The sequence below is a fragment of the Fibrobacter sp. UWCM genome (assembly GCF_900129735.1).
Lineage (GTDB): Bacteria > Fibrobacterota > Fibrobacteria > Fibrobacterales > Fibrobacteraceae > Fibrobacter.
The window spans coordinates 130,710-147,932 of the sequence record NZ_FQWR01000005.1; the positions used below are offsets into that span (position 1 = coordinate 130,710).

Genomic DNA, 17,223 nt, shown 5'->3' on the forward strand with positions numbered 1-17,223 from the left:
CTAATGACCGCTGTATGAATAAACTAAAATCCATTATAAACAAGTTGTTGACCTGGTTCAAGACGTCGCCTATCGTGAAGGCGGTAATAGTCTGGATTGTGGGCCTGGTTGTGCTCGCCTTTGTTGTCGACAAGATTGCGTTGCCTATATTCTCCGGGCATTTCGCAAAGACGGGCATTGTGCCGAACCTGGAAGGGCTTGAGGCTTCTGCAGTGGAAAAGGCGCTCGATTCCGCCGGATTCAAGTACGAATGGCTCGAGGAGGGCCGCTACAGCGCACAGGTGCCTGCGGGCATGGTGCTCGTGCAGATGCCTGCCGCGGGCCGTACCGCAAAGCTCGGCCGCACGGTAAAGCTCACCAGGAGCCTTGGCGTGCGCGAGGTGGAAATCCCTGACCTGCGCGGCAAGAGCCAGAAACAGGCCGAAATCTCGCTTACCCGTGCCGGCCTCGTGCAGGGCGAAATCGTGAAGGGCGCCCATGCGAGTATCCCCCGCGGGGTAGTTATCCGCACGGAACCGATGGCGGGTAACAAGGTCCGTATGGGCGATACGGTGAAGGTCGTTATTTCTGCGGGTGTAACCACCGGCAAGGTGATGCTTCCTTCGTTCGAAGGCGAAATAATGGATAACGTTTACCCGAAACTCGAAAAGCTCGGGTTCCGCGTGGGCAAGATCAAGCGCGTGAAGGGCGAAAACGGCGAAATGTCGGGCACGGTTCTCGAGACCGCTCCGAAGGAAGGCGACTACCTGAAGCCCGACACGAAAATCGATTTCGTCATTGTGGACTAAACTATGAATTTTTTTGCCAAGCTGCTTGCCGTACTTGCTTGTACTGCGTTCGCCCTTGTGGCGTGCAGCTCGGCTCCCGTGAAAAAAACGGATAGTGATGCTCCGGCGACTCCGGCGGTCGCGGCGCCTGCTGCGGATGCCCCGCAGGAATACAAGGGCAATCTCGATACGGCGCATGCCGCGTTTATTGCCGCGATGGACATGGAACTCCGTGGGCTTGACCGCGAGTCCGATTCGCTGTGGATTCTTGCGTGGCAGTACGACCCCCAGAACCGCTACCTTGCCTTCAAGGTGGCTCAGAAACTGCTTACACACGGCGCGGATTCGCTTGCGGTCGGCATTGCGGTAAAGGCGAATTCCCTGAAGGGGAAGGTGACTGCATCGCAGCTCGAGACGATGGCGCGCGTGTACCTGGTGGCAGGCATTGCCGATTCCGCCCGCAAGTACTTTGTGGCCGCCCTCGATTCCTCGAAGAACCAGGACATGAAGCTGCTGTACGACTACAGCCTCTTTTTGGAAGCGGTGCAGGACAAGGAAGAACTGGTTCGCGTGTACGACCGGCTGCTCCCGCAGGCGAACTACATCCAGTCGCTTTTCAACAGGCAGGTAAAGCTGCTCGCCGAACTGGGGCGGGATTCCGCTGTCGTGGAACTCTTCATGAACGCGTACGACGCTACGGGCGACAGGGAATACCTGGCGAAGGGCATGCATGCGCTGGTGCTGCAGAAGCGTTTTGTCGAGGCGCGCGCGATTGCCGATACCATTACGGGTTCGACCGAATCCGATGCGATGATGATCGAGCTTGCTCTCCTCACTTTTGTCGATGGTCCGCGTGAACCTGTACTCAAGTTCCTCAAGAAGAAGTATTACGACGATGGCGTTCGCGTGCCGGAACTCATTTACCACCTCGGGCTCAACGAGTACATGCTGCACGAGACTGACAGCGCGAAGGTCCATTTGGACAGTGTTCACCTGAAGCTGGTGCGCGACCCTTCTTACGGGGCGCAGGCTTGCAGGACCCTTTCGGCAATCGCTTTTAGTCGCGGGCAGAACAAGGAAGGCGTGCGTTATGCGGAGCAGGCGGATTCCCTGCTGCAGGGCGAAGGGAAGGTGTTCCTTGCGCTTGCGCTCGGGACGGCGAAGGAATACGACAAGGCGTATGCGCTGCTGGACTCGATGCTCGGCGTGTGGAGCAAGTGGACCCCGCTCGAGGCGGTCGTGGATTCCGCGCAACTGAACAAGCTGATGGCCGCCGCGAAGGTAAAGTACCGCAGGTTCCAGAGAGCATATGCCGACGTGCTTATGTTGCAGGCCCGCGACCTCGAAGGCAAGACCGTGTTTACGGATTTCTTCAAAAATCTCAGTCCCCTTGCGGGCAAGCCGAAGGAATCCCTGAAGGATTCCCTGAACCGTGCCGCTGCACGCGAGGCGCGCACGAAGGCGCATCTCTTCTGGGAAAGTATTCTGGCCGAGGAACCCGACGATGCCGCGCTCCGTTTTACGATGGCCCGCAACCTCGAACGTCTCGGCCGCATAGACGAGATGTTTGCGATGTTCGAAGCGATTCTCAAGTCGCCTCAGCTGCAAAAGCTCGACTACCCCGAGGTGGCAAACTACTACGGCTATACGCTCATTAACTTGAACCGCAACAAGGCCGAGGTGGAATACGGCTATTCGCTCGTACTCAAGGCGCTCGACGCGATAAAGGGCGACAAGCCCGATGCGATTATAGATTCCAAGGCCTGGGGGCTCTACCGCTTGGGCCGCTTCCAGGAAGCGCTCGAGGTGATTTTGCAGGTCAATCCCGAAAAGTTCAAGGACGATGACGAGTACTTGGAACATTTGGCCGCGATACAGGATGCCGCAGGCAAGAAGACCGAGGCGGCGGAAACATACCGCAGGCTTTTGAAGCTCAGGCCCAGACACCCGGCGGCGCTCGAATTCCTGAAGGGCAAGAAGTAATATTCATGTGTTCGTTTGTCTTAAATCGCACTGCTTTCGTGAACCGCATTGCGCTCGCTGTGCTTTGTGCCGTGACCGTGTGGATTGCGGGGTGTGCGTCGTCGAAACCCGCAGTGGAACCGACTGCGGCGAAGTGCGTGGCCGGCGCAACAGATGCCGGCGCAACAGATGGCGCGGCAAGTGCGGCAAGTGCGGCAAATGCAGGTGTGGCATGTGCGCCCGAAGCGCCGAAGCCTGATAGCCTCCGCGCGAAGATGGCGATTACCCTCGTGGACCAGAACGGCAAGGAACAGAACCTGGACGCGGTACTGTTCTCGGTACCCGGGAAGCGCTACCGCATGGAACTCACGGGCCCGATGGGGATAGGCGTCGCCTCGCTCCTGTGGCAGGAGGAAGGCTGGACCATGACCTTCCCGACGGAGAAACTCTACATGAAGGGCGCGGGCTACATGGTGGGGCTATTCGGTGAACCCTCTATCCCGACGGTGAATATCCACCAGGTGGCCTCGCTGTTCAAGGGAACGCTCCTGCCCGAGGGCTACGAGGAGGTTGAACCGCCTGGCGACTCCACGCGGGTGGAGGGCGTTACCTATGCCCGCGAGAAGACGGGGCGCTCGTTTACGTTCGCGAAGGAAGGCCAGCATGTGGTGTGGCTCTCGCGTATGGGCGGTGACGGCAAGTCTGAAACCATCCGCTATTTTGACTTCAGGGAGTTCGAGGGCGTGGAGATGCCCGAAAGAATCGTGTTCGAGCGCGGCGGCGCGAAGTATCTCGAAATCCGCGTGAAGAAGGTGGCCCGCGGGAAATCGTTTAGCCCCGGGACCTGGCGCCTTACCGTTCCCAGGAGTTACAAGGCCGTCGGGGAATAATTTTTCAGGCCCTATTTTTTGTAAATTGTAACCATGAAGTTTAATGCGACCCTATTTGCATTGTTTTTGGGTGTACTCGCTTTTGCGCCGAACTCGTTCGCCGTAGATACTCTTGAAGTGTTTGCGCTGCGTATCCAGTTCCAGGAAGAGAAGAACGACAACTCGCTTACGACGGGCACGGGCGTTTTCGATTCCGACAAGAAGGAGAAGGACGCCTACAGCCTCGACCCTCCGGGCCGCAGGGGTACGGCATCGTACTGGCTCAAGCATTTTGAATTTGCGAACAACTACTTCAATGCGGTGAGCGGCGGGAACCTGGTGGTAAAGGCCCGCGTGTTCCCTGACCCCTCCACGGGTTCTACCGTCTATACGCTGGCCAAGCCGATTATCGACTACAACCGCACGAGCAAGAAGAAGGGCGAAAAGACTGCCGAGTACGACGAGGCCCGCAGTCGCGACTACCTCACGTTCATTTACGACGCCATTGCCGCTGCCGCCGCAGATTCCTCGGAGGCGGGGCCGTTCCGCATTCCGGTTTCGGAGAACCCGAACGTGAAGCGTGCCTACATGATTATACATGCGGGCGCGAGCCGCCTGGTGGATGGCGGGAGCATGGGCACGAAGGGTGCGGACACTCCGGGCGACTTTATGGACATCTACATTGCCGGCGACGACTGGCAATACCTGCTGGCTGATTCCGCGAAGAGCAAGGCCGCAGAACCGATTATCGGGCTTACGAGCGTCGGCGATACCGCGACGATGGGCATCCGCATTCCGGGCGGGAAGGTCGATACGCTCCGTTCGGTGATGGTGCTGAGCGAAACCGCCTCGCAGGATGGCCTCAACTGGGGCGTGAACGGGATTCTGGTGAACCAGCTTGCGCGCGAGATCGGACTCCCGAACACCTATGACGTGGTGAAGGGGATAAGCCGCCTCGGCTATTACGACGTGATGGACTTTGCGGGTTACAACGCGGGCAACGGATTCATGCCCTCGATGCCTGCCGCGTGGGAACGCGCCTACATGGGCTGGTCGCAGGTAAAGGAAGTTCGCCCTGTTGCGGGTAAGCCCGTGACGGTGGATATCTCTGCCGCGGGTACGGGCAAGGGGACTGAAATCGTGAAGGTCCCGCTCTCTGCTAGCGAATACCTGCTTATCGAAAATCGCCAGCGCAGCTGGAGCGATGACGGTACGGTGAACGTGATTCTCGGGACGACGGATGACGATGTGGATACCACCTGGCGCACGGTGCCGGTGGATAGCCTGAGCCTCGTGTTCGAGGACAGCGTGTGCGTGAAGAACAAGGACGGCGCCTGCGTGGATGGCAAGTTCACCGTAAACAAGAAGAAGGCGAAGGGCCTTATCGTTGGCCTGAGCAGCTACGATGCGGGGCTGCCGGCGAGCGGCATCGTGGTGTGGCGCGTGAATGACTGGTACCTGCGCGAGACCTTGCAGTACGGCATCGCGAACTTCTGGGGCGGCGACACCCTGCGCGACCACCAGTTCGGAATCGCGATGGTGGAATCCGACGGCGTTCTCTCTATCGGGAAGACATTCAAGAACGCGCTAGGCGAGGATACATACGACTACGGAAGCGGTACGGACCTGTTGCCGCACCTGCGCTACTCCGAAAAGAAGAAATTCGATACGGTGAAGGCGATTGGGCCCTCGGGCTACGCGAACACGATGACCACCATGGGTGGCTATACCGGCGTGAAGATTACGGTGAACGTGCCGAAGGATGCCCGCGAGGAAAAGACCGCGAACGCCTTCATGGGCGACAGCGTGGTGAACTTTGCCGCACAGACAATCAGCGTGACGATAAGCATTGACGACGGGAGTATCGAGGGCGGTAAGTTCCCGCGCGAGATTGGCCTGAATTCGGCGGTGCGCGGCGCGGTGTTCGTGGATGATCCTGAAAATGAGGGCGAGAAGATTCTCGTGGTGGGTGCGGAAGACGGTACGCTGCAGGCGTTCAATGCGATGGGCGATACGCTGTTCGTTGCCGATACCGCGATTGTGCAGAAGTCGCTTGCCCGCAATGGCGCCGAGCGAGAAGTGCCGCTGTACCGCGTGGGTGCAAGCTTTGGCCCGCTGGTGGGCATAGCGAGCGATGGCAAGGATGTTTACAGTCTGCATAAGGAGCACTTCGTGAGAACATCTTTCAAGGGTGGGCTCCCGACCGTCGATGCACAAAGGATGACGGGTACGGTTGCCGGCCCGGTTATTGTGGATGACCGCATTTGGGTACTTCGTGAGGACGCTGTCGATCATGCGGTGCTGTCGGATGGAGAACTCAAATGGCAAGACGCTGCCCCTGCCTGGAAGGAACCTGGATTTGTTTCGGAAGACATGGCGTATTGCCCGCACAAGGATGGCGTGGATTTCCTTGTGGTTGCCGGCTCGGGTGGAGAAATTCTCCGTGTTGCTGTACCCACGGGCATGGCAATGAGCAGGTCCGAAATCGTCTCGAAGCAGAAGGGAGAAACCTTCCGTGTTGCTTGTGCGGACATTGATAGGGATGGTGAGAATGAACCTGTAATTGTGGGCAGCCGCGGGACCGTAGCCGCCTTCAAGATGGAAGACAGAATCAAGACTCTCTGGACCAAGACGTACAAGCGTGGAGCCGCCGGTACGAGCGGCCTGAAGGACGAGACTTCCGGTATTGCGCTGGGTGATATCAACGGCGACGGCTACCCCGAAATCGTGTTCCTGGGCGACAACCTCGTGTATGCGCTCGACCGCTCGGGTCTCCCGATTGCTGGTTTCCCGGTGAAGATATCCCGCGGTACCCCGGTTACGGGATTCATGAGCGACCCGCTCCTTGTGGATGTTACCGGCGACGACATTCCCGAGATTCTTGTCCCGAGCAGCGACGGCCTCGTGTACGCCTATACGGGCAAGGGCACGGAAGTGAAGGACCAGTTCCCGCTTGCCGCAGGAAGTTTTGAATACCAGGATACGCTTGGGACAATCTACCCGATGAGCATATTTGTCGCGGATGCGGTTCCGGGAAAGAAGTCCGCGGGGCCTGAACTTTACGCATTGCACCGCAACAGCCTCTCCGCTTTCCGCCTGCGCAAGGCGAACGGGGCGGCTGCGGAATCGCCTGCGGCATGGGCTCTCCCCGCGGGTGGCAACGAGCGCACGGGTTACTTTGATGCCAGCAGGCTCGGCGACGTGGAGAAGGAATCCGAGAAGGACGAAATAAGCGAGTTCTTCGTATTCCCGAACCCGGTACGCGGAGGTGTCGCGAAGGCGCGTTTCGAGATTGGCGCGCAGGCGAAGGAAGCTACTCTCGAGTTCTACGACATCACGGGCCTTTGCGTGTTCAAGCAGAAGATGGATGAACCTGCGCAGGGCCGCAACCAGTTCGAAAATCTCGACCTGAAGAAGCTCGGTTCCGCCGTCTATACGGTGAAACTCAAGGTGAAGTTCAAGAGCGGGAAGACGAAGCAGAAACTCTACCGCGTGGGTGTAATCAAATGACCTGCGGAAATTTATACAAACTAACGCTTGCAGGCGTGGCTATCTCGTTCCTGCTCACGTTCTCCGCCTGCACGGCAAGCGGCGAACCCGAAGAGATTGCCCCGACGGCCCCGAAGTCCGATTCGGGAACGGCGAGTTCTTCTTCTGGCGCTGAGTCTTCCAGTAGTGAATCCGGGAATGGCGGGGAACGCGATTCTTCTATCTACAATCTTTTGCGTTGGGTTGAATTCCAGGGCGGGAAGGCGAAGGTCAATTCTGTCGAGTTCTCTTTCAGTGCGTATTCCGTTTCGGCGACGGAAGTGACGCAGGCGGCATATGCGGAGGCGATGGGCGGCATGCCTGACCAGCCAAAGGATGCCCCCGAGAACCCCGTGGTGAATGTTTCCTGGTTCGATGCGGTACTCTTTTGCAATGAACTTTCCAAGAGCATGGGGCTCGATACGGCCTACGTCTATTCTTCCGTGGGCGACAAGAACTACCTGCAGGCTCTCGAAATCGATTACGGGGTGGAATCGTTCCGCCTTGCCACAGAAATCGAGTGGGAAATCGCTGCGCATGGCGGTACGAACACGATGTTCTACTGGGGTACGGACAAGGCGTCGGACTACGTGTATTACGGACAAACTTCTGGCCCCACGAGGGTAGGGAGCTATCCGCCGAATCCCTACGGCCTGTACGACATGGCGGGTAACGTCGCCGAATGGGTAAACGACTGGTACGGCGCATTCCCGACGAAGGCCATGGACAATTACACGGGTGCCACTTCGGGTACGGCCCGCGTGGTGCGCGGTGGCGGCTGGAGCGACCCCATCAAGGGCTGCGCTCCGGATGTCCGCGAAAAGAAGGACCCGCTCTATACGGCTCCGACGCTTGGGTTCCGCGTGGTTTATTCCCGCGGACTGCTCTAATTTTGTTAGATTATAGCCCATGAAAAGGATTGTGCTTGCGACCCTTTGTATGGGTCTATTTTTGGCTGGTTGCTCCAAGGAAGAACCGGCTCCGCTCCCCGAATTGCCGAAGGTGGAAATCCCAGAGACTCTCGTGGGCCTCTATTCGGGCAGGCTCCCCTGTGAAAACTGCAAGGCCCGCGGCGTTCGCATGGAACTTGCCGAAGACAGCACGCTGCTCTTTGTGCAGACTCTTATGACCGATACGGTGAAGGTCGATTCGCTCAGGGGCAAGTACTCGTTTGGCGACGGGAAGGTTTCCGTGGTGCTCGATGACGGGCTTCGCCTGAACTTTGCGGTCGACAAGTATGGTGCGCTCTCGATGCTTACCGGTGCCGGTACAGTCTACCTCGACGAGAACGGCATGAAGGCCGACCTTATAAAGATTATTACTGCACCCAAGAAAAAGGAAGGAGAAGTAAAATGAAGGCAAGGACGCTGATTGTTGACGATGAACCGCTCGCCCGCGTGCGCATGCGTTCGCTCCTGGAAAAGTATTCCGAGGACCTCGAGATTATCGACGAGGCCGGTTCGGGCGCCCAGGCGATTTCGAAGATAAACGAGCTCACTCCGGACGTGGTGTTTCTCGATATCCAGATGCCCGACATGGATGCCTTCGAGGTGCTGAAGAACGTGGACGAGGACGTGATGCCGCTCATCGTGTTCACTACCGCGTACGAGAACTTTGCACTCCGCGCCTACGAGGAGAATACGGTGGATTACCTGCTGAAGCCGGTAGATCCCGAACGCCTCGAGGCGACGATGGAAAAGTTGCGCAAGCGCCTGCCCGATATCGAGGCGACGAACCAGATGCCCGCGGATTTCTCGTGGGAAAAGTTCCGCTCCCTCATGGCGATGGGCGACCAGTACCTGCAGCGCATCCAGGTGAAGATCGGTGACCGTATCTTGCTCGTGAACGTGGACGAGATTATCCGCTTCCACAGCGAGGAGAAGTATACGACCGTCTATACGCCGACGAACCAGTACATCATAGACACTCCGCTCGTGGATCTCGAGAAGAAGCTCGACCCGCGCCAGTTTGTGCGTGTGCACCGTGCACATCTCGTAGCCATCGACTACATCGCCGAAATCCGCAAGTCGGACATGAGCCGCCTGAATGTGGTGCTGCGCGACAAGGACCGCACGCAGATTCTGGTGAGCCGCAACTTCGTGAAGTCCGTACGCAATCTCTAGTGAATTATGGAACAGAATCCGAATAAGTTCTCGATAAAGAAATTCCTGAAGTCGCTCGCGCGCGAGATAATCGTGCCCATCGTGCTTGCGCTCGTGGTAATCCAGTACGTGATTCAGGCATTCCAGATCCCGAGCGGGTCCATGGAAGACACCTTGCATACCGGCGACTTTCTGCTGGGGCTCAAGTTTACCTACGGTTCCCCGATTCCGTTTACCAACAAGCACTTTCCCGGGTATGCCGAACCCAAGCCCGGCGACGTGGTGATTTTCCGTTACCCGGGGGAGCCGGAATACCCCGACAACAATCCCGCGCGCTACACGCACCTGTTCAACGCGCTGATGTTCGGGAACTTCTACTGGGACCACGAACCCGAGGCGGGGCAGCCGCACCTGGTACACTTCGCGGACGGCCCGAAGGACTACATCAAGCGTTGCGTCGCCGTGCATGGCGATACCGTTGCCGTACACGAGGGAAGGCTCTACATCAACGGAGTCAAGCAGGATACGATTCCCGGACGCGGCAAGTGGACCGAGACGTACCGCAGCAAGTCCCCGCGTGACGAGCGCGAGACCTTCGTGATTCCGAGTGTGGGTGACGAGTTCGTGCTGGATTCGCTCCCGCTCGAGAAACTCTGGTGGATGCGTTCCATAATCCTGCAGGAAAATCCGGATAGCCACGTGGAACTGGAACTTACGCTGTTGAAGGACGGTGTGGAGGACAACAACTTCGAGTTTACCGACTTCAAGGTGCCGGTGGAAAATGACCGCGGCATGCTCTTGAATGCGATGTTCACGCGCAACAGGACCGTAATCCAGCACAGGCTTACGCAGGGCGATACGGTGAGCGGCGCGATGAGTTTCTCGTATTTCCGCGAGCTGGCCCGCATCGGCTTTTTGCCGCTGTTCGACCCGCACGCGAAGGGCGGGTTTACGCGCCAGGTGAGCTATGTGGGGCTGGAAGGCTCGATACTGCGTGACCTCGAGGGCAATGTCGCGATGTACAGTTCCCCTGCGGTTGTTGTTGCGGATTCCGCTGTGGCACAGGACAGCGCCGGCAGGGATACGCTTGCTTCTGACAGTGTGTTTGCGGAACCGAATACGCTCCCGCGTCTCAAGATTCGCCGCAAGCTCACGATTGACGGGAAGGAGATTGACCGCTATACGGTGAAGACTCCGCTGTTCTTTATGATGGGCGACAACCGCGACAATTCCGCCGATAGCCGTTACTGGGGCTTTGTGAACCTGAGGAATATCCGCGCGAAGGCTTCCGTCATCTACTTCTCCTTCGAGAACGACGACCAGGCGTTCAGCCTGGGGAATCCGTTCACCTGGTGGCGCATTCCCTTCCGTATCCGCTGGTCCCGCATTGGCAAGGTAATCCCGCTTATCGAGCGTTAAGGTATACCCGATGAAGAAGAGCCGCCCCGCATACGTCTACGCCTTTGCACTGGTGCTTGCATGCATCGGCTTTTGGGCGTGCGCGACGCAGGTGGCGCCGGGCGGCGGGCCCGAAGACAAGTTGCCTCCCCGCATTGCGGCGGTGTACCCGGCCCCGAATACGACGAACCATCCCGAAGAACTCTACGTGAAGCTGGAATTCGACGAGTGGGTGAACGCGTCTATCCCGCGCAGCGCCGTATCGATTTCTCCGCCTATCGAGGGAAAGATGAAGTTCGAGGTGAGCGGGAAGACGGTGGTGCTCACTTCGCGTGCCACGCTCGATACGGGAACTACGTACACGGTTACGTTCGCGAGCGGCATCAAGGACCTGCACGGCAACGCGCTTGCAAAGCCGTTCAACGTGGTGTTCTCTACGGGCGACCATATCGACTCGCTCACGCTTTCGGGCCGCGTGCTGGTGAACGATTCCATGACGCGCAAGAAGACTTACCCGAGCATAGGGCTGTTCTTGATGGGCGCGGAACGCGAGGGCCGCAGGTACCTGGAAAAGTACCGCGATACGGCGACGAAGGTGCTCGATACGCTCCCGCTGCTCACGAAGGAGCCCCCGCTGTTCATGACGCGCGCGGATAGCGTGGGCAGCTTTACGCTTACGGGGCTCAAGCCGGGCCGTTACCGCGTGGTGGCGTTCGTGGACGTGAACGGTAACCAGAAAATCGAGCCTGCGCAGGAACTCGCGGGCGTGTGGGTGAAGGACCTCGAACTGACCGAGGAAACGAAGGATACGCTCTGGGTGGCGCTTGCCGACCAGGATACGTCCCTCCTGGAACTGGAATCGGTGAGCCAGCCTTTTGCGCATGTGCTCGAGGCGAACTTCTCGAGGCCGGTGTTCTTTGATTCCGCGTTCGCCGATACCGCGAACTGCACGCTTACTTACCCCGACGGCAGTACGGTGCACCCGAGGTACGTGTATATGGGGGCCTCGAGCAACAAGCCTCAGTTCTACTTCGATTCTATCCCCGCTCCCGAGCTTACGTACAAGTTTGCCTGTAAGTACGCGAAGGATTCCCTTTCCCGTATGCTCGATACCTTGCGTGACGAGGTGGAATGGAACTGGGTGGAGAAGGCGAGCGATACGCTTGACCCTGCAATCTCGAAGACCCAGCTGTATTCGATGACAAAGTCCGCCTTCCCGGGTGATACGCTCGTGGTGGCCTACAACAAGCCGCTCGATTCGCTCAAGGAAACGTTCCATGTGGCGATAAACAAGGATACGGTGAAGGTTGACATGAAACGCCTCGATGCCATCCGGTTCATGGCGGTGCCTGCCGAGCCCTGGCCGACCGATGCCGCAGTGGATTTCTTGATGGGTTACATGGACACGACGCTCGCGAAGGCGGATAGCAACGGCGTGCGCGATACGGTTATAGAACTCAAGTACAAGAAGTTGGTGCGCTTTGAAACCGTTCCGAAGATCAAGCTTGCGTCGCTCAAGGGCACGCTCAAGAATGCGAACCCGGGCGTGACGGTGCGACTCGCCTCTGTCGATACCAAGAAGTATTTCTACACGAAGTGCGACCACGGCGGAAAATTCGCGTTCGACAACCTGATGGAAGGCAAGTACTTTATTGACTACTACTATGCGGAAGAGGGCAGGCTTACGCCCGATGGCGGCTCCCTTTCTCCGTTCCGTTACGGAAAGCCCTGGCGTGCGCCTACCGATACGGTGCATGTGGCGAACGGCGAGAACGATATTGCAAAACTTTTGCCGGACATGCCGGCGCTTCCCTGATTTTGTGAGGCTTAGATGATGGAAAAGATTCCTGCGTTTGTTGCGGTTGACCTGGAAACCACCGGTCTTGAATTCGAGAAGGACGAAATTATCGAGGTGGCGCTTGTCCGCTTCGAGAACGGCGCTCCTGTCGAGAACGTGGATTACCTGGTGCGTCCTTCGTCTGCAAAACTGCGCCCGTTCATCGAGAGCCTCACGGGAATTTCGAACGCGGATGTCGCCGGTGCCGAGGAATTTGCGGGCATCGCCGGAAAGGTTTCCGCCTTCATTGGCGACATGCCGCTCGTGGCGCACAACGCGGCGTTCGATTCCCGTTTTTTGAAGAGTGCGATGGAAAAGGTGGGTATCCCGCTGGATAATCCCGTGTGGGATTCGCTTACCTTGTCTAGAATTGCCTACCAGGATGTTCCCAACCACAGGCTCGATACGCTCACGCAGGTGCTGAACATCGAGCGCAGCCGCGCCCACCGGGCGCTCCCCGATGCGGATGCGTGCGGCAAGCTGTTCGTGATGGCGTACGAGAAAATTTGCGCTCTCGACCCGTGGCTCGTGGGCGCCCTTACCCGCATTGCGGCGCATACCGACTGGGAAAAACTTTTCGGCACGGCTCCCGAGGGTGAACTTGCCGAACCCGCACTTGCACTGCGCGCAGGCGATGCCCCCGCGGGTGCTGTCGTCGCCTCGAAGGCTCCGCGCGTGGACGCCTTCTTCAAGGAGGGCGGGCTCCTCTCGAAGACGGTGGAAAACTTCAAGGCCCGTCCCAACCAGCAGGAATTCGCCTCGTGCGTGGAACGCAACCTGTACAAGGGCGGCATCTGCGTGCTCGAGGCGCCGACGGGTTCGGGCAAGTCGCTTGCATACCTTGTGGCGGCGGCGAACAAGGCTGTCGCGGGTGAACGCGTGGTGCTGAGCACCGCGACGCATGCCCTGCAGGAACAGCTCATCGGGCACGATATCCCGCAGATTGCCCCGCTGTACGATGGCAAGCTGAAGGCGTGCGTGCTCAAGGGCCGCGACAACTACCTGTGCGTGCGCAAGCTGATGGAAATTTTGAACGCCCCCTCGACACTCCTTTCGGCGGAAGAACGCGATTCCTTCATGGCGCTCCTCCCGTGGGCGGTAACTACCGGTAAGGGCGATATCGGGGAATGCAACTCGTTCAGCTGTGCGCGCAATCGCGTGCTGTGGTCCAAGCTTGCGAGCACGGCCGCGTCGTGCCTGGGCGAAAAGTGCAAGTACCATGCGGTATGCCCCGCCCTCAGGGCGAAGCGCGAGGCGGTGGCCTCGAACCTGCTGCTGGTGAACCACTCGCTGTTCCTTGCCGACCTCGCTCTCGATTTTGCGCTGCTCCCCGCGTACGAACACGTGGTATTCGACGAGGCACACCGCCTGCCCGAACTCAGCAACCAGAGCTTTGGCCGTCACGTGTCGTTTTTCCGGTTCAGGAACGTGGCGAAGACGCTTGTGCCCCCGAAGGGCGTGCCCGGCGGGCTCCTTGCCGAAATCGAGAAGCGCATCCCTGCCGAGAACAATGCGGCGCATGCCGAATGCACGCAACTCGCCGCCGATATCGGCGAAGCCGAAAAGGCGCTCCACCGCTTCTTCATGAAGATTGGCAAGAAGCTTTCGAAGCAGAAGGTGGGGAAGGGCGAACTTATCTACAGGAACGGTATCGCGGCGGATTTCGAGGCCGACCCGAAGAACGTGCTCGACCAGTTCGAACTCGCGAAGTCCCGCGCGAATTCCCTCGCGGAAATGCTTGCGGGTGTCGCCGGCCTGGATGGCCTCCTGAGAGATTTCTCGGGCCGCATGGAAGAACTCTCGCGGTTCGCTTCCGATTTCGAGTTCCTCGTGAAGGCGGGTCGCGATGGCTGGGTGTTCTACATGGAAGAACCCTTCAACCCGCACACCATCAAGATTCACGCCGTACCGCTCCGTTCCGGCGATATCTGGAAAGAGAAATTCTACCCGTGGGTAAAGTCCGCGACGTTTACCTCGGCGACGCTTGCCGTGCAGGGTGACCTCTCGTACTACGCCGGGCGCATGGGCATGTCGGAACTCGAGACGAAGCGCCCGTTCCTCAAGGCGTTCGGCGAGGTGTTCGCAAGCGACGAACGCCGCACCGTGCAGGTGGCGCGCTACCTGCCGAAGCCCTCGACCCCCGAATTCGGCGACGCGCTGAACGAGACGCTCGTGCAGGTGCTCCCCGATGTGGAAGAGAACACGATGGTGCTGTTCACGAGCATCTCCGCGATGATGAAGGCGCAGGCGGCGCTCGCTCCCGTGTTTGCCGCGAAGGGCAAGCTCTTGCTGTGCCAGCATGTGGACGGCGCGCTCGACGGCCTCATTGCGATGTTCCGCAAGTCGCGCGGCGCGTGCCTTCTCGGGTGCCAGAGCCTGTGGGAAGGTGTCGACTTCCCGGGCGATGCGCTCAAGTTGCTCGTCGTGACGAAACTCCCGTTCCCGAACCCCTCCGACCCGCTGGTGGCGGGCATTTCTGCCGACTTGAAGGCGAAGGGCGAGAACGTGTTCAAGAGTTACTACATACCCGAGGCGTACATGGAACTGCGTCAGGGACTGGGCAGGCTCCTGCGCACGGAAAACGATAGTGGCAAGGTGCTCATTCTCGACAACCGCGTGGTGACCGAGGCGTACGGCAAGACGTTCGCACGTATATGGAACATGAAGCACGTTACTGCGAACACTGTCGACGACGTGAAGAGGTTTGTTTCTTGACACTTCTCCCGCGTTCGTTTAGACACCCCGGATAAAATTTTTCTAAATTTGCGTCCCCATTGAAGGATGCATGATGTTTGATTTGAAGAGCTTTTTTGACGGCATGTCGAAGCCGCTGCTTCGCGATGTCCACGCTAGGGCCTACGGCAAGAAGGGCCTGTTGAATAATGCACTTATCCAGTCTGAAGTCCTGACCTATTTTTCGGATAGGGACCGTGTTGCCAAACTTTTTGCGCATATGGAACCGTGGCAGAAACGCTGCCTGAACCTTGTGTATCATAGCGCCTCGCGCGGGCTCACCTACAACGAGCTCCGCCTTACCGTACCCGTGGCGAAGAACAAGGAACTTCGCACGTTCCTCTTGCAGATGTGCCGCGAGTTCCTGCTGTGGAGGTCGCAGGCCTCGGGCGTTGCCGTGTACCACGGCTTTACCGATTTTGCGCACAGTTTCGAGATTGAACTGCAGGGCGCTCCCGAATCTTCGAAGCCCTACCAGGAATACGGTAGCCTGCTGGCATGGCATATCTGCCTCGTGCTTTCGCTTGCCAAGCGCGGCGAACTGCGCGTGAACACGAACGGCACGCTGAACCGCCGCAGCTACCAGATGTGCATCGACGCTTTTACCGCCTCGGGGAAGGTTTCCGCGAAGGCGAGCGAGAACGAGCTCACCCTCATTTTCAGTTTCCTCACGCAGAGGGAATGGCTCGAACAGGAAAATTCGTTCCTGTACCCGTCGGAGGCCGCATACGAGTTCCTGCGCACGAGCGGTTTCCGCCTGCACCAGTATGTGCTTACGTGGTGGCTCGAGGTGCGTTTCCGTAACGATGCACTCCACCTGAAGCGCCTGCTGCGCTGCGTTGCCGAACCGCGCTGCGTGTGCGATGCGGCGTACCTGTTCTGGGTCATGGATCCTTCCTGCCGCATTCTCGAGTCGAACAGGCACCTCGCCTGGGAATACCTCCCGCGCCCCATGCGCGAACTCTGGCTCATCGGTCTCCTGAAGTTCCAGTTCGAGTCGGGCAAGGTGTCCGCGATTGCCGTGAGCGAAGTCGGAAGGGAATGGATGGCAAGCTCGGTGCTCCCGCAGAACGAAGGGCAGGTGTCGATGCTCCCGAACTTCGACCTGGTGGTCAGCGCCTCCATGTCGCCGCAGTTGCTGTTTACGGTGGCATGCCTCGCGAAGGTCAAGAACGACGAGGCCTTCCTCTGCTTCAACTTCGAGAAGGAAACCTACATCGCGGGCCTCAAGAGCGACATTCCCGAATCGGACATGGAACAGCTTATCGCCTGGATCAAGCCGCCCGAGAACGTGCTCTCTACCTTCCGCGAGTGGAACGCCTCCTTCTACGGGGCGAAGGTGCGCACGGTGCGCCTCCTCAAGATAGATGACCTCAAGATATTGGGCGAGCTCACGCGCTTCCCGCAGTTCATGGAATGCGTCGAGGAGTATATCCCGGGTTACGGGTTCGTGCTCGACCAGAAGAAGGAACCCGCCGCGCTCAATATCCTAGAAAGTTTCGGGTACTGCCCGTTTGCCGACCGCTCCGCGAAGAAGCGCGACCACGCCCCGACCGACGAGTGGCGCAAGGAATTTGCGATTGCGTGGCCCGCCGAGGGCAACGTGGACTACGAGCTCAAGGACGACGTGGACGAGGCGACGGTGCAGTCGGCCCTCGATTCCACGAAGTACGGCTCCGTTTACCAGAAGCTCGATTCGTTCGACCTGGTGAAGGTGTTACGTTATGCGAAACTCACGGGCACCTACCTCGCGGCGAAGGTCAAGGACCCCGCGAAGCGTGCCGACAAGGTTCGCGAGCTGGTGTTCACCGTGCATGCGCTGCACCTCGCGAAGGCCCCCCTCAACGTGGAAATCCAGGAGAAGGGCGCCGAGGCGGGCATGCCGCTGCAGCTTTCGTTTATCCAAGAAATCAAGGTGATGCAAAAAATTGCGTAATGAGACCGTTCGCGCCTTGCTCAAGTATTAAATTACTCCGGCAGGCGCTCACTCCCACCTAAAGGTGGCCATGTACACTAAGCGCTAAAGC

At 58.6% G+C, this 17,223-nt stretch carries 11 protein-coding genes; all 11 read left to right on the top strand.

Translation table 11 applies throughout. The features are described 5' to 3' along the window. Positions 1 to 14: 14 nt before the first annotated feature. The 11 genes from BUB22_RS05090 to BUB22_RS05140 all read left to right on the top strand — a co-directional run bounded on the left by BUB22_RS05090 (position 15) and on the right by BUB22_RS05140 (position 17,132). The gene (locus tag BUB22_RS05090) at positions 15 to 788 is read left to right on the top strand and encodes a PASTA domain-containing protein (RefSeq protein ID WP_083535397.1); all 774 of its coding nucleotides are present in this window, start codon (positions 15 to 17) and stop codon (positions 786 to 788) included. Positions 789 to 791: 3 nt separating this feature from the next. After that, positions 792 to 2,750, top strand: coding sequence for a tetratricopeptide repeat protein (locus BUB22_RS05095; protein ID WP_073114190.1), 1,959 nt, complete (start codon positions 792 to 794; stop codon positions 2,748 to 2,750). 5 nt (positions 2,751 to 2,755) lie between these two features. Further along, a complete protein-coding gene (locus BUB22_RS05100; protein WP_073114191.1) occupies positions 2,756 to 3,619 on the top strand; it encodes a hypothetical protein in 864 nt (287 codons plus the stop codon). A 66-nt stretch (positions 3,620 to 3,685) separates the two neighbouring features. After that, positions 3,686 to 7,108 (top strand): hypothetical protein, encoded by a 3,423-nt coding sequence (locus BUB22_RS05105; RefSeq protein WP_254794646.1) that lies wholly within the window; start codon positions 3,686 to 3,688, stop codon positions 7,106 to 7,108. Continuing rightward, entirely contained in the window at positions 7,105 to 8,016 is a 912-nt protein-coding gene (locus tag BUB22_RS05110; RefSeq protein ID WP_073114193.1) for a formylglycine-generating enzyme family protein, read from the top strand. Before BUB22_RS05105 ends, BUB22_RS05110 begins: the two co-directional genes overlap by 4 nt. Positions 8,017 to 8,035: 19 nt before the next feature. Then, positions 8,036 to 8,482, top strand: a complete 447-nt coding sequence (locus BUB22_RS05115) for a copper resistance protein NlpE N-terminal domain-containing protein (protein ID WP_072807740.1) — start codon at positions 8,036 to 8,038, stop codon at positions 8,480 to 8,482. Further along, positions 8,479 to 9,249 carry a LytR/AlgR family response regulator transcription factor gene (locus BUB22_RS05120; protein ID WP_072807741.1) on the top strand — a complete coding sequence of 257 codons (771 nt, stop codon included), beginning with the start codon at positions 8,479 to 8,481 and terminating at the stop codon, positions 9,247 to 9,249. Before BUB22_RS05115 ends, BUB22_RS05120 begins: the two co-directional genes overlap by 4 nt. 6 nt (positions 9,250 to 9,255) lie before the next feature. Beyond that, entirely contained in the window at positions 9,256 to 10,647 is a 1,392-nt protein-coding gene (gene lepB / locus BUB22_RS05125; RefSeq protein WP_073114194.1) for a signal peptidase I, read from the top strand. 10 nt (positions 10,648 to 10,657) lie between these two features. After that, on the top strand, positions 10,658 to 12,442 hold the full coding sequence (locus BUB22_RS05130) for an Ig-like domain-containing domain (protein ID WP_073114195.1): 1,785 nt from the start codon (positions 10,658 to 10,660) through the stop codon (positions 12,440 to 12,442). Between the two features lie 15 nt (positions 12,443 to 12,457). Next, positions 12,458 to 15,178 (top strand): helicase C-terminal domain-containing protein, encoded by a 2,721-nt coding sequence (locus BUB22_RS05135; RefSeq protein WP_254794647.1) that lies wholly within the window; start codon positions 12,458 to 12,460, stop codon positions 15,176 to 15,178. Between the two features lie 70 nt (positions 15,179 to 15,248). Beyond that, positions 15,249 to 17,132 carry a hypothetical protein gene (locus BUB22_RS05140; protein WP_254794648.1) on the top strand — a complete coding sequence of 628 codons (1,884 nt, stop codon included), beginning with the start codon at positions 15,249 to 15,251 and terminating at the stop codon, positions 17,130 to 17,132. The last annotated feature ends 91 nt before the right edge of the window (positions 17,133 to 17,223 follow it).